12 protein-coding genes are annotated in these 13420 nt (G+C 74.4%); 4 read left to right on the top strand and 8 right to left on the bottom strand.

The annotated features are described in order from the left end of the window. Positions 1–3: 3 nt before the first annotated feature. The 3 genes from QQS41_RS02125 to QQS41_RS02135 all read right to left on the bottom strand — a co-directional run bounded on the left by QQS41_RS02125 (position 4) and on the right by QQS41_RS02135 (position 3558). Positions 4–1692: a DAK2 domain-containing protein gene (locus QQS41_RS02125; protein WP_448851045.1), complete on the bottom strand. Its 1689-nt coding sequence runs from the start codon at positions 1690–1692 to the stop codon at positions 4–6. Positions 1693–1702: 10 nt separating this feature from the next. Beyond that, the gene (locus QQS41_RS02130) at positions 1703–2371 is read right to left on the bottom strand and encodes a uracil-DNA glycosylase (RefSeq protein ID WP_448851944.1); all 669 of its coding nucleotides are present in this window, start codon (positions 2369–2371) and stop codon (positions 1703–1705) included. Between the two features lie 80 nt (positions 2372–2451). Further along, the gene (locus QQS41_RS02135; RefSeq protein WP_448851046.1) at positions 2452–3558 is read right to left on the bottom strand and encodes a thiamine-phosphate kinase; all 1107 of its coding nucleotides are present in this window, start codon (positions 3556–3558) and stop codon (positions 2452–2454) included. Between the two features lie 68 nt (positions 3559–3626). Here QQS41_RS02135 and QQS41_RS02140 point away from each other — a divergent pair, with 68 nt between their 5' ends. Then, positions 3627–4577 carry a DUF3515 domain-containing protein gene (locus QQS41_RS02140; protein ID WP_448851047.1) on the top strand — a complete coding sequence of 317 codons (951 nt, stop codon included), beginning with the start codon at positions 3627–3629 and terminating at the stop codon, positions 4575–4577. Between the two features lie 145 nt (positions 4578–4722). Here QQS41_RS02140 and QQS41_RS02145 read toward each other — a convergent pair whose 3' ends face one another. Then, complete coding sequence (locus QQS41_RS02145; RefSeq protein WP_448851048.1) at positions 4723–5817, bottom strand: D-alanine--D-alanine ligase family protein; 1095 nt, start codon at positions 5815–5817, stop codon at positions 4723–4725. A gap of 149 nt (positions 5818–5966) precedes the next feature. Then, positions 5967–6965: an NAD(P)H-dependent glycerol-3-phosphate dehydrogenase gene (locus QQS41_RS02150; RefSeq protein WP_448851049.1), complete on the bottom strand. Its 999-nt coding sequence runs from the start codon at positions 6963–6965 to the stop codon at positions 5967–5969. Positions 6966–7812: 847 nt separating this feature from the next. On the opposite strand from QQS41_RS02150, the gene QQS41_RS02155 reads away from it, so the two are divergent. Beyond that, complete coding sequence (locus QQS41_RS02155) at positions 7813–8796, top strand: bifunctional NUDIX hydrolase/histidine phosphatase family protein (RefSeq protein WP_448851050.1); 984 nt, start codon at positions 7813–7815, stop codon at positions 8794–8796. 197 nt (positions 8797–8993) lie between these two features. Here QQS41_RS02155 and QQS41_RS02160 read toward each other — a convergent pair whose 3' ends face one another. From QQS41_RS02160 to leuC, 3 genes are all read right to left on the bottom strand, one after another. Beyond that, positions 8994–9335: an HU family DNA-binding protein gene (locus QQS41_RS02160; RefSeq protein ID WP_448851051.1), complete on the bottom strand. Its 342-nt coding sequence runs from the start codon at positions 9333–9335 to the stop codon at positions 8994–8996. A 170-nt stretch (positions 9336–9505) separates the two neighbouring features. Beyond that, a complete protein-coding gene (gene leuD, locus QQS41_RS02165; protein WP_448851052.1) occupies positions 9506–10099 on the bottom strand; it encodes a 3-isopropylmalate dehydratase small subunit in 594 nt (197 codons plus the stop codon). Positions 10100–10210: 111 nt separating this feature from the next. Next, positions 10211–11677 (bottom strand): 3-isopropylmalate dehydratase large subunit, encoded by a 1467-nt coding sequence (gene leuC, locus QQS41_RS02170; protein WP_448851053.1) that lies wholly within the window; start codon positions 11675–11677, stop codon positions 10211–10213. 204 nt (positions 11678–11881) lie between these two features. On the opposite strand from leuC, the gene QQS41_RS02175 reads away from it, so the two are divergent. Together QQS41_RS02175 and QQS41_RS02180 are read left to right on the top strand one after the other, a co-directional pair. Further along, positions 11882–12637: an IclR family transcriptional regulator gene (locus QQS41_RS02175; protein WP_448851054.1), complete on the top strand. Its 756-nt coding sequence runs from the start codon at positions 11882–11884 to the stop codon at positions 12635–12637. A 289-nt stretch (positions 12638–12926) separates the two neighbouring features. After that, the gene (locus tag QQS41_RS02180; protein WP_448851055.1) at positions 12927–13256 is read left to right on the top strand and encodes a rhodanese-like domain-containing protein; all 330 of its coding nucleotides are present in this window, start codon (positions 12927–12929) and stop codon (positions 13254–13256) included. Positions 13257–13420 lie beyond the last annotated feature (164 nt).

The following is a 13420-nucleotide window of genomic DNA, read 5'->3' on the forward strand; positions in this document are numbered from 1 at the left end:
CGCCTACTCCACGCCGACGAGCATCAGGGACCCGATGCCCGCCGCGGCGTACGCGACGACGTCGACGCCCGGCGCGCTGCGGGCCAGGTGATCGCGCAGCGCCACCGCGGACTCCGGGCCGGCGTCGGCTCCGAGCAGCAGCGTCACCAGCTCCCCGCCGGAGCGCAGCAGCAGATCGGCCGCCTTCGTGCAGGCCTCGTCGGCGGTGCGGCCGACCGCGACGATGTCGCCGCCGACGAGCGCCAGCACGTCGCCGCGGCCGCACGGGCCGGCCATGGTGAGCCCCGGGCCGGGCGCCGGGCTGAGCACGGCGGTGCGCATGCCGGACGACGCCTCGCTCATCGCGTACGCGTCGACCGCCAGCGGCAGCGCCGGGTCGTGGACCGCCAGCGCCGCCAGGCCGTTGGCCGGGGTCGGGGTGGAGACGATGGTGATGGTCCGCTCCCCCGCGTGGGCGGCGAGCTCGACCTCCACCAGGCCGCGGTTGTCCAGCAGCCCGTTGGGCAGCAGCACGACCTCCCCGTCGCCGGGGACGCCGGAGATGGCGGCGACGATGCCGCCGACCGGGTCCTCCCCCGGTGCGACGGGCACGGCGCCGGAGGCGGCGAACAGATCCGCCAGCGGCCCCTCCGGGGTGAGCGCCAGGACGGTGCGGGCGGGCTCGGCGGGCCGCGCCACCGGCGCGAACACCGGCTCGATGCGGATGTCGCGGGGCCGGCCGGCCTCCAGCGCCGCCTCGATGACCTCGCCGGCGCGCAGCGTGTGGACGTGGACGGTCCGGCCGCCGCGGGTGTCGGCGCCGACGATGAGCGAGTTGCCCAGCTCCGCCAGCCGCTCCCGCAGCCGCGCGGCGGCGTCCGCGTCGCAGTCGATGCCGAACATGACCTCCAGCTCGGCGGCGTGCGCGGCGTCCGCGTGCGCCGAGGGGTCGGGGCGTGACGACGCATCCCGCGCGGCGCCGGCGCCCCCGGATGCGGCGGCGCCGGGCGCGCCTGCTCCGCGGGCGCCGGGGACGGCCGCCGTGATCGGCTCGCGCGGCCCGGGGTCGGCGCCGGCGGCGTCGGCCAGCGCGTCCAGGAGGATGACCAGCCCGGCTCCGCCGGCGTCGACGACCCCGGCCTCCTGCAGCGCCGGCAGCATCGACGGCGTCTCCGCCAGGGCGGTGCGGGCCTCGGCGGACGCGGCGGCGGCGACGTCGGCCAGCGCGTCGGAGCCGCACTCGGCGGCGGCGACGGCGGCGGCGCGCAGCACCGTGAGGATGGTGCCCTCGACCGGCTCGGCGATCGCCTCGTCGACCAGGTCGACGGCGTGGCGCAGGGCCCGGCGGACGTCGGCGCCGCCGACGGCGGGCCCGGCGGATTCGGCCAGGGCCCGCAGGACCTGGGACAGCACGGTGCCGGAGTTGCCGCGGGCGCCGCGGACGGCCCCGTCGGCGAGCGATGCGGCGATGTCGGCGGCCGGGGCGGCGTCGCCGGCGTCCTCCGCCGCGCGCAGGGCCGCCGCCATCGTCGCCGTCATGTTGGAGCCGGTGTCCGCGTCCGGCACCGGGAAGACGTTGAGGGAGTTCAGCTCCCCGCGCTGGAGCTCCAGCTCCGCCACGGCGGCGCGGGCCCAGCCCAGCAGGGCGGGCCCGTCGAGTCCTGCGGCGCCGCCGCCGGGGGCGGCCCCGTCCGCGGTGGCGTGGTCCGGCATGGGGGCCATGCTACAGCCGCCAGTCCACCGGATCCGCGCCCAGGCGCTCCAATTCGGCGTTGCAGCGGGAGAACGGGCGGGAGCCGAAGAACCCCCGCGACGCCGACAGCGGCGACGGGTGCGGGCTGCGGATGCACGGCGCGCCCTCCAGCAGCGGCTCGGCCGTCTGCGCGTCGCGGCCCCACAGGATCGCGACGAGCGGGCGGTCCCGGCGGGCGAGCGCCCGGATGGCGTGCTCCGTGATCTCCTCCCAGCCCTTCCGGCGGTGGGAGCCGGGGCTGCCCGGCCGGCACGTCAGCACGCGGTTGAACAGGGCGACGCCCTGGCGCGACCACGCGGTGAGATCGCCGTGCTCCGGCGTCTCGATGCCCAGGTCGTCGCGCAGCTCCCGGTAGATGTTCGCCAGCGACTTCGGCACCGGGCGCACGTGCGGCTGCACCGAGAAGCTGAGCCCCATCGCGTGCCCCGGCGTGGGGTACGGGTCCTGGCCGACGATGAGGACCTTCACCTCGTCGAACGGGTACGTGAAGGCGCGCAGCACGTCGGAGCCGGCGGGCAGGTAGCCGTGGCCGGCGGCGTTCTCCGCGCGCAGGAAGTCGCCCATCTCGTGGATGCGGCCGGCGACGGGGCCGAGCGCCTCGGCCCAGCCCTCCTCGACCGGCAGCGGCGCGTCGTGCATGTCCGTTCCCTCCGTTCGCTGCACCGGGTCCTCCGTCCCGCCCTTCGGCCCCTCCATCGGGTCCGCCATCGGGTCCGCCATCAGAAGCTCACCCATCCCGTCGCCTCGCCCGGCTCCTCGCCGCCGATGGTGACGAGCGGGGCCGGCGGCTTCGCGGGCGCGGCGCCCGTCGCCGCCCCCGTGCCCGCGCCCGGGATCGTGCCCGCGGCCGCCGCGGCGTCGCGCGAGCCCTCGACGGCGGAGCGCCCGGCGCGGACGACGCGGCCGATGACGCGGAAGTCGATGGGCGGCTCCCCCGCCGTGGTGCCCAGCAGCGTGTGGTCCTCGCCGCCGTGGAGCACCCACTCCCACGCGTCGGCGCCGAGGTGGTCGGCGGCGTCGAGCATGAGCTCGTCGGGGGCGACGGCGTCGCGGTCGAGGTCGATACGGACCCCTGAGGTCCGCGCAAGCTCCGCGAGGTCGACGAGCAGGCCGTCGGAGTTGTCGGTCAGGCAGTTGACCCCGGCGGCGCGGGCGACGGGGCCGCGGCCGTAGGAGAAGACGGGGACGCGGTGGGCGTCGACGAGCTCCCGGAACCGCTCCGGCACGTCCTCCGGCCGGCCGTGGCGGCGCAGCAGCGCCAGTCCCGCGGCGGAGCGGCCGATGACGCCGGCGGCGATGACCCGGTCGCCGGGGCGGGCGCCGGAGCGCATGAGCGGGCGGGCGGGGCCGCCGACCTCGCCGATGGCGGTGATGGACAGCGTCAGCCCGGCGCCGCCGACGACGTCGCCGCCGACGAGCTCCGCGACGCACCGGTCGCATTCGGCGACCATGCCGCGCGCGATGCCGACGACGACGTCCAGCGGCGTCGACTCCGGCGCCGACAGGCCCATGAGCAGCGCCCTGGGGCGGGCTCCCATGGCCTCGACGTCGGCGAAGTTCTGGATGGCGGCCTTGCGCCCGACATCCTCGGGCGTCGACCACGCGAGGTCGAAGTGGCGGCCCTCCACCAGCAGGTCGGTGGTGGCGACGTGGCTGGCGTTGGGCGTCGTCATCGCCAGCACCGCCGCGTCGTCGCCGTTGCGCGACGACGGGGCGACCTCCCGGATCGCCGCGATCACCGCGTGCTCGCCGACGTCCCCGACGGTGGGCCCGGGGCGGGCCCCGGAGGCCTCGTGCGGTGCTGTCCCGTGGTGCGGTTCGGTCATCGTCGCCGGCACGGATCCTTCCTGGGGTCGCGGGGGCCTCGCATGCCCCGGTGGGTAGGCTGGGCGGCATGGGAGACAAGGTTCAGCCCAAGGGTAACCGCCTGGGCATGGTCGTCGCGCTGGTGCTGGCCGTGCTGCTGGCCGCCGGCGTCATCGGCGGCGCGAAGATCGTCCAGGACAACGCCGCCCGGCAGCCGGTGGCGCTGTCGTCGCCGGAGATGCCGGAGGATGACAACCCGAAGTGCGCGGAGCTTCTGGACCGCCTGCCGGACCGGCTCGACGGCCTGGTCCGCGCCCCGCTGGCCGACCCGGCACCGCAGGGCGCGGCGGTGTGGCGCGACTCCCTCGACGACCGGGTGACGCTGCGCTGCGGCGCCCCGGTGCCCGTCCAGTTCACCCCGCTGGCGGAGACGGAGGAGATCGGGGGCGTGCAGTGGCTCGCGGTCGGCGACGGCGCCCCGGGCTCCGAGCTGACCACCTGGTACTCCGTCGGCCGCACCCCGGTCGTCGCCGTCACGGCCGACGCCGATCACCGCGACGACCTGGAGGACATCTCGAAGGCCATGGGCCCCGACGCCGACGCCGGCGGCGCCCCCGAGCCGCACGCCCTGCCGCTGGCGGATCTCGCCGCCCCGCATGACGACGACCGCTGCACCGCCTTCCGCGACGCGCTGCCCGCCGAGCTCGGCGAATTCCGCCGCCTCGAGGGCGACGCCGCCGGCTCCGTCCCCGGCCTGGTCGCCTGGGCCGACGGCACCGGCCAGCTGGTCACCGCCCGCTGCGGCGTCGAGGAGCCCGACGGCTACGAGGGCACCGACAAGCCCCTGACGCAGGTCGGCGAGATCGTGTGGTTCAATGAGCCCGCCGAGACCACCGGCGTCACCGGCACCTACTTCGCGCTGGGCCGGGAGCGCTTCGTCGCCGTGCACGTGCCGATGGCGCAGGCGTCGGGCCTGCTGCCCGCGTTCTCCGACGTCATCTCCGCGACGCTGGCCAACACCGCCCCGTCGGAGGAGTAGCGCCGGGGCGGGGAGCGTCGTCACGCGACGCCCCGCACCACCCCGAGCGTGACGACGGCCCGGGCCCCGCACCATGCGGGGCCCGGGCCGTGTCCGCGCCGGCCGCGGGATGCGGCCGGCAGAGGGTCCGTCGTCGCGGCCGGGGCTAGCGGACCGCGGCGAACGCCCGGCGCACCAGCGCGTCGAGCAGCTCCGGGTACGACCAGTCGGTCTTGGCGAACATCTGCGGGTACATCGAGATCGGCGTGAAGCCCGGCATCGTGTTGATCTCGTTGAGCACCGGGCCGTCGGCCGTGACGAAGAAGTCGACGCGCGCCAGGCCGTCGCACGACAGCGCGCGGAAGGTCGCCTTCGCCAGCTCCCGCACCCGCTCCGTCATGCCGTCGGCCAGCTGCGCCGGGATCTCCGCGGTGATGACGTCGTCGAGGTACTTCGTGTCGAAGCCGTAGAAGCCCTCCTCCGAATCCTCGATGCCCAGCAGGCGCGACGGCACCGACGTCGTCAGCTCCCCGTCCGGCAGCTGCAGCACGCCGCACTCGACCTCGTCGCCGACGATGCCCGCCTCGACGATGACCTTCGCGTCATGCTCCCGCGCCAGCGCCAGCGCCGCGTCCAGGCCCTCCGGGCCGTCGACCTTCGAGATGCCGATGGACGAGCCGCCGCGGGCGGGCTTGACGAACATCGGGAAGCCCAGGCGCTCCACGTCCGCGTCCGTCAGCTCCTCCCCGGCCAGCAGCACCACCTGATCGCCGATCGGGATGCCGGCGGCCTTCGCCAGCGCCTTCGTCGCCTCCTTGTCCATGCCCGCCGCCGACGCCAGCACGCCCGGGCCGACGTACGGCACGCCCGACAGCTCCAGCAGGCCCTGGACCGTGCCGTCCTCGCCGTTCGGGCCGTGCAGCACCGGGAACACCACGTCCACCGTCGCGAACAGCTCCCCCGCCCGGTCGCCGCCGATGCAGTGGAGCTCGCCGCGGCGCGCCGGCGCCGCCGACAGGGCCAGCTCCTGCGCCGACCCGTCGACCTCCGGCAGCTCGCGGCCGTCCGCCGACAGAGCCTCCGGATCGTCGACGCCGGCGACCCAGGTGCCGTCGCGGGTGATGCCGACCGGAACCACGTCGTACCGCGACCGATCGAGGTGCGCCATGATGGCGCCCGCGGAGATGCAGGAGACGCTGTGCTCGGGGCTGGCGCCGCCGAACACGACGGCGACGGTCTTGCGGGTGTCGGGCGAAGTCATGGGGAGCATCGTACCCCGGTGGGGCGCGACGCCCCGTGCGGCGGCGGGGCGGGGCGCCGCGGAGCGCGGCGGGCCCCGCCGTCACGCGGCAGCCGTCGTCACGCGCGACCCGTCATCCCGCGACAGCCGTCGTCACGCGTCGCAGAGCGCTACTCCGCCTTGCGGGAGCGGCCCATCAGCATGCGGATCGCCTCGTCGACCGACAGGCCCTCGTGGCACACCGCGCGCACCGCGTCGGTGATGGGCATCTCCACCCCGTGGCCGTGCGCCAGCTCCGACACCGACGTCGAGGAGATGACGCCCTCCGCCACCTGCCCGCGCGTCGCGTGCTGCGCCTGCTCGACCGTGTCGCCCTTGCCCAGCCGCTGGCCGAACGTGCGGTTGCGCGACAGCGGCGACGAGCACGTCGCGACGAGGTCGCCCAGGCCCGCCAGGCCCGCGAACGTCTTCTCCTGCGCCCCGGCCGCCGCGCCGAGGCGGGTGATCTCGGCGAGGCCGCGGGTGATGATCGTCGCCAGGGTGTTCTCCCCCAGCCCCTGGCCCGTCGCCATGCCGCACGCCAGCGCGATGACGTTCTTGCAGGCGCCGCCGATCTCGCAGCCGATGACGTCGACGTTCGTGTACGGGCGGAAGTACGGCGTCGCCACCGCCGCCTGCACCGTGCGCGCCCGGTTCTCGTCCTCGCACGCGATGACCGTCGCCGCCGGCTGCTCCGCCGCGACCTCGCGCGCCAGGTTCGGGCCCGACAGCACCGCGACCCGGTCCGGGGTGATGCCCGCGACCTCCGTGATGACCTGGCTCATCCGCTTGCCCGACGACCGCTCGATGCCCTTCGCCAGGCTCACCAGCGTCGCCTCCGGGCCGATGGCGTCCCTCCAGACCTCGAGGTTGCCTCGCAGCGTCTGCGACGGCACGCCGAGCACCACGATGTCGGCGCCGTCGAGCGCCCGCTCCGCGTCCGACGTGGCGGTGATGCCCGCCGGCAGGCCGAGGCCCGGCAGGTAGTCGCTGTTCTCCCGCATGATCTGGATGCGGCGGGCCTGCTCCTCGCGGCGGGACCACAGGTTCACGGAGTTGCCGGCGTCGGCGAAGACCTTCGCCAGCGTCGTCCCCCACGAGCCCGCGCCCATCACGGCCACCTGCACCATCGTCGGCTCCTCTCGTCGCGCTCCGCCGGGTCTGCGGCGCCCGGGCATCGGTGGCGCCCGTGCGGCGGCTGCACCGGTCCGGCGGTCCCGTCCCGCCCGGCATTCCCGGTCGCCCGGGCTGCTTTTGCCGACCAGCATAGCCGCGGGCGCACGCGCCGGGACCGCGTATCGGATGCGGCGCCGGAGCAGCCGGGCCGGACGCGGCGGCGCTGCCGGACCGGAGGCGCTGCCGGGCCGGCGGCGCTGTCGAGCGGGAGACGGACGGCCTCGACGTGGGCGGCCCACCGCCACCCCGACAGGGGTTAACGCGGTTTAGCGGCCCATACGCGACAAATCCGGCGCCAAAACCCCAGGAGCCGAATCGCGTTTGGGCCGCTAAATCACGTTAACCGCCGAGCGGGCCCTGCCGCGCGAGCCGGAATCCCCGTCCACGACCAGGGGACGGCCCTCGGTCGCCGGAGCCGGTCCGGGGACGGCCGCCCGGCGCCCGCGCCAGTCCGAGGACGGTCGCCGGCCGCTCGCGCCGGCCCCGGGAACGGCTCCGGGGGCGCGCGCCGCGCCTCGCCGGCACGCCGCCACGGCGGTTAATGCGCTTTACCGGGCCCAACACCTCAGAATCGCCCGCAAAACACCAGGGCCGATCGTGCGTCTGGCCCGCTAAAGGCCGTTAACCCCGGTGGCCGCCCTTCGCGCGCAGCGCAAACGGCCTCGGCGGCTCCACACGACCGGACCCGCGCATCTCCCCGGCACCCGCCCCGCCCCGCTCCGCCGGGCCGACCCGGCGGCCCGGCCATATACTCGGACGGGTCCCCACCCAGCCCGCGACCGAGGAGATGACCCCTTCCGCATGGCCCTGCACGAGAACGACAAGGACAAGGTCAACGACACGTCGTTGACCGGCCGCCACCGCATCATCGGCTCGAAGCCGGGCCGGGATTTCACGAAGCCGACGTTCGCCGCGGGCGCGGTCCTGTGGCGCGGCGACGCCGCCGCCCCGGAGGTCGCGGTCATCCACCGCCCGTCGTACGACGACTGGTCGCTGGCGAAGGGCAAGCTCGATCCGGGCGAGAACCTGCCGGCGACGGCGGCCCGCGAGATCGAGGAGGAGACGGGTTTCTCGGTCCGCCTGGGCAAGCTGCTGGGCCACGTGGATTATCCGGTGACGGGCCGCACGAAGGTGGTCTGGTACTGGACGGCGGAGGTGCTGGAGGGCGAGTTCACGCCGAACGACGAGGTCGACGAGCTCCGCTGGGCCTCCTTCGACGAGGCGGCGGATCTGCTGTCGTACGACCTCGACGTCGAGGTGCTGGAGAAGGCCCGCAAGCGCCTGGCGGCGGAGCCGGACACGCGCATCCTCTACGTCCGCCACGCCCGGGCGCACGCGCGGAAGAACTGGAGCGGCGACGACGATCTGCGGCCGCTGGACAAGAAGGGCCGCCGGCAGGCGGAGCTGCTGGTGTCGCAGGTGGCGCCGTTCCGCCCGGAGCGCATCTACGCCGCGGAGCCGGATCGGTGCTCGCAGACGGTGGCGCCGATGGCGGCGGAGCTGGGCCTCGACGTCGAGGTCGACGATCTCTTCGGCGACCGCGCGTGGCTGGGGTCGATGGTGGACGCGCAGCGCCGGTTCATGGACGTCGTCGCCGAGGGCGGCGTGAGCGTCGTGTGCGCGCAGGGCATGGTCATCCCGGACATGATCGCGTGGCTGTCGGCGCAGGGCACGCTGCCGCTGGCGGAGATCGACGCGAAGAAGGGCTCGATGTGGGTCCTGGGGTTCAACGACGGGTGCTTGACGACGGCGGACTACTACGCCTCCGCCCTCCCCGTGAAGTAGCGGGCGGCCGGGCGCGCGGCGCGGCGGCCGCGGGGCGTCCCGCTTCCCCGGCGCCGCCGGGGCGGGGTCCCCGCCCCGGCCGGGCCGGTGGGCGCGGGCGGGCGCGGATCCCGTCGTCACGCAGCTGCCGCGCATCGCGCGACCACGCGAAAGGGGCCGGATCGGGAGAACCCCGATCCGGCCCCTTTTCGGTGCCCCTACACGTCGAATCCGCGGTGGGAGGAGCTGCGCCGCACGGAGATGCGGCCCTCCTCCGGGGACCGGCCCTCCTTGACCACGGAGCGGAAGTATCCGCCCGGGCGGAACGCCGGGGTGCGGGTGGCGGGGACCGGGACGGTTTCGCCGGTGTGGGGGTTGCGCGCGGTGCGGGGGGCGCGCTCGCGAGGCTCGAAGGTGCCGAACCCCATGATGGTCACGGACTCCCCGGAGGCGACCGCGCGGACGATGATGTCGAGGGTGTTCTCGATCGCCCGCGCCGCAGCCGTCTGGGGGATGGCGAGCCTCGCGGCCAGCTCCTCGACCAAGTGCGCCTTGTTCATGTGCAGGCCTTCCGCATCAAGGGGTGAACGTGATGTACGGGAGCGCCTGGCACGGAACGGTTGACCCGTCCCCTTTGGCGCGTCCATTATCCGAAGATAATGTCCCGAACACGATTCAACAACATCGACACGGTGTGAAATACAACGCGCTACCTGGATTTATGTGCTTTTCATGAGAGAGTGCGAGGCTTGAACGAGGGGCGCGATTCCTCAAATGCACGAATACCGGTCTCATTTCGGAGCGTCAGCGAGATGTCGTCGAGGCCCTCCATGAGACGCCAGCGGGTGTAGTCGTCGACGTCGAAACGCAGCACCGCATCCCCCGCCGACACCGTCCGGTTCTCCAGATCGACGGTCACCTCGAGCCCCGGATCCTCGTCGAGCAGCTTCCACAGCAGCTCGATGTCGCCCTGCTCCATCTGGCCGGCCAGCAGACCCGCCTTGCCGGAGTTGCCGCGGAAGATGTCCGCGAAACGGGACGACAGGACGGCGCGGAAGCCGTAGTCCATGAGCGCCCAGACGGCGTGCTCGCGCGACGAGCCCGTACCGAAGTCCGGGCCCGCGACGAGCACGGAGCCGGCGCGGTAGGCGTCCTGGTTGAGCACGAAGTCCGGCTCGTTGGTGCGCCAGTTGTTGAACAGGCCGTCCTCGAAGCCCGAGCGGGTGACGCGCTTCAGGTAGACGGCGGGGATGATCTGGTCGGTGTCGACGTTCGAGCGGCGCAGCGGCACCCCGACGCCGGTGTGGGTGGTGAACTTCTCCATGATGGCTGGTCCTTTGGTCGTGTCCGGAGGTCCGGGTCCGGGTTCCCGGCGGGCCGGTCGGCGGCCCGCCGGGCGCCCGGTGCGCGGTCCTTGCCGGTCCGGTGGTCGGGGCTAGACGGCGGCGCCGGCGAGCTCGGCGGGCTGCAGGTCAGCGGGCGACGCGAAGTGGCCGGAGACCGCGGTGGCGGCGGCGACGGCGGGGCTGACGAGGTGGGTGCGCCCGCCCTTGCCCTGGCGGCCCTCGAAGTTGCGGTTCGAGGTGGAGGCGCAGCGCTGGCCCGGCGTCAGCTGGTCGGGGTTCATGCCCAGGCACATGGAGCAGCCGGGCATGCGGAACTCGGCGCCGGCGGCGGCGAAGACCTCCGCCAGGCCCTCCTCCTCCGCGAGCTCGCGGACGCGGGCGGAGCCGGGGACGACGAGCATGCGCACGCCGTCGGCGACGCGGCGGCCGCGCAGGACGTCGGCGACGGCGCGGAGGTCCTCGATGCGGCCGTTGGTGCAGGAGCCGACGAAGACGACGTCGACGCCGATCTCGCGCATCGGGGTGCCGGGCTCGAGGTCCATGTACTGCAGGGCGCGCTCGGCGGCGATGCGGTCGGCCTCGTCGGTGAAGTACTCCGGGAAGGGGACCTCGTCGCCCAGGCCGATGCCCTGGCCGGGGTTGGTGCCCCAGGTGACGAACGGGGTGAGGGCGGAGCCGTCGATGTCGACGACGGTGTCGAACTCGGCGTCGTCGTCGGTGCGCAGGGAGTCCCAGTACTCGACGGCGCGGTCCCACTCCTCGCCCTGCGGGGCGTGGGGGCGGCCCTTCAGGTAGTCGTAGGTGACCTGGTCGGGGGCGATCATGCCGGCGCGGGCGCCGGCCTCGATGGACATGTTGCAGATGGTCATCCGCGCCTCCATCGACAGCTTCTCGATGGCCTCGCCGCGGTACTCGATGACGTGGCCCTGGCCGCCGCCGGTGCCGATCTTGGCGATGATGGCCAGGATCAGGTCCTTCGACGTGACGCCGGACTGCAGCTCGCCGGAGACGTTGACGGCCATGGTCTTGAACGGCTTCAGCGGCAGCGTCTGGGTGGCCAGGACGTGCTCGACCTCGGAGGTGCCGATGCCGAAGGCCATGGCGCCGAACGCGCCGTGGGTGGCGGTGTGGGAGTCGCCGCAGACGACGGTCGTGCCGGGCTGGGTGAGGCCCAGCTGGGGGCCGACGACGTGGACGATGCCCTGCTCGATGTCGCCCATCGGATGCAGGCGGATGCCGAACTCCTCGGCGTTCTTGCGCAGGGTGGCGATCTGGGTGCGCGAGGTGGGCTCGGCGATGAGGTTGATGGCGCCGCCGGCGATGCCGGTGTCGGTGGGGACGTTGTGGTCCTCGGTGGCGATGGTGAGGTCGGGGCGGCGGACCTGGCGGCCGGCGAGGCGGAGGCCGTCGAACGCCTGCGGGGACGTCACCTCGTGCAGCAGGTGGAGGTCGATGTAGATGAGATCGGGTTCGCCGTTCTCACCGGGCGTGACGACGTGGTCGCGCCACACCTTCTCGGCGAGCGTCTTCGGGGCCGCTGCGTCGGCGGAGCTCATGGGTCACCTCGTGGTTGGTCGTTCTTCGGCTGGTCCGGGGCGCCGCGGGGTGCGGCGTCCGGGGGTCGCGTCCCGGCGATCCGGGGTCCGGGTGGTGCGTGACGACGGGGTCCGCGGGCGTTTCCGGGGGCTGTGCCCGGGGCGTGCGGCGTGCCGTCGTGGCGCCCACTCGAATCCCAGATTATGGGATGCTAATATCATGGCATGAGACAGACTAGCACACGGGACGACGCCCCCGAATCGGCCCCCGAGGGCCCCGGCGCCCCGGCCAGCGGCATCAAGGTCCTGGACCGGTCGGTGCGGATCCTGACCACCGTCGCCGACGGCGCGTGCACCCTGACGGAGCTGTGCGACCGGACGGGCCTGCCGCGCGCGACCGCGCACCGCCTGGCCACGGCGCTGGAGGTCCACCGCCTGCTGGCGCGGACGCCGGACGGGCAGTGGACGGCCGGGCCGGGCCTGGCGGATCTCACGCCGGTGGCGTCGGATCTGCTGGCCGACGCCGCGGCGCACGTCCTGCCGAAGCTCATGGAGACCTCCGGCGAGTCGGTGCAGATCTATCGTCTCACGGGCGACACCCGCACCTGCATCGCCTCCCTGGAACCGGCGTCCGGGCTGCGGAACACGGTGCCGGTGGGATCGCGGATGCCGCTGACGGCGGGTTCGGCGGCGCACGTGTTCCTGGCGTTCGGCCCGGAGTCGCTGGCCGCGCGGATCCTGCCGGAGGCGAACTTCGGCCCGGACGAGCTGGCGCGGGTGCGCGAGCGCGGCTGGGCGGAGTCGGTCGGCGAGCGCGACGCGGCGCTGGCGTCCATCTCTGCGCCGGTGATGGATTCGTCGGGCGAGATGACGGCGGTGCTGAGCGTCTCGGGGCCCGTGGAGCATCTGACGCCGTCGCCGTACGAGGCGTGGGGCCCGGAGGTCCTGGCGGCCGCCCGCGAGATGGGCTCGCGACTGTAGGCCGCGGGCCCTCCGCGGCGCCTACGCGGCCCCGGAGCCCTCCCCTTTTCCACCCCGGGGCGACGGCAGCTCCCCCTTTCCGCCGACGCCCCGCCCACTTCCCGGCGGCACCCCTCCCTCTCCTGCCGGCCGGTACCCCTTCCCTTACCGCCGGCCGCCTTCCCCTCCCTCCCCTTCCCGCCAAACCCTCCCCTTTGTCCACCCGTCCACCCCCGGACGAGTGCCCATCCGATACCCCGCGGGGTACCGTGTCGACATTCCGTTTCCCCTGAAGGCGAGGTTTTCCGCGATGTCCCTGTTCGGCGGTCTGTTCGGCGATGATTCCAAGATTTCGGCGGAGGAGGCCGTGGCCCGCGTCGGCGACGGCGGCCGCCTGCTCGACGTCCGCGGCGCGGGCGAGCGCGCCTCGCTGGCCCCGAAGAAGTCGACGCACATCCCGCTGCCGGACCTGCCGTCCCGGATGGCGGAGCTGCCGCGCAACCGGACGATCGTGTGCGTGTGCGCCCGCGGCCCGCGTGCGAAGGCCGCGGCGCGCCAGCTGCGGTCGGCCGGCTACGACGCGTACTGGTTCGCCGGCGGCGTCCGGGCGTGGGGCCAGGCCGGCGGCGCCCTGAAGTAGCCCCGTACCGGCTCGCCCCGCACCGGACCGCTCCTTTTCGTTCGCCCCTCCCCCGACCCCTCCGAACGCAGCCCTCCGGACCCCTGCTTTCCGACCCCGGCGCCGAGGGAGTTAATGCGATTTAGCGGGATGAACGCGACAAAATCCGGCCCAAAACCCCAGGA

Source organism: Corynebacterium sp. 335C, from assembly GCF_053525695.1.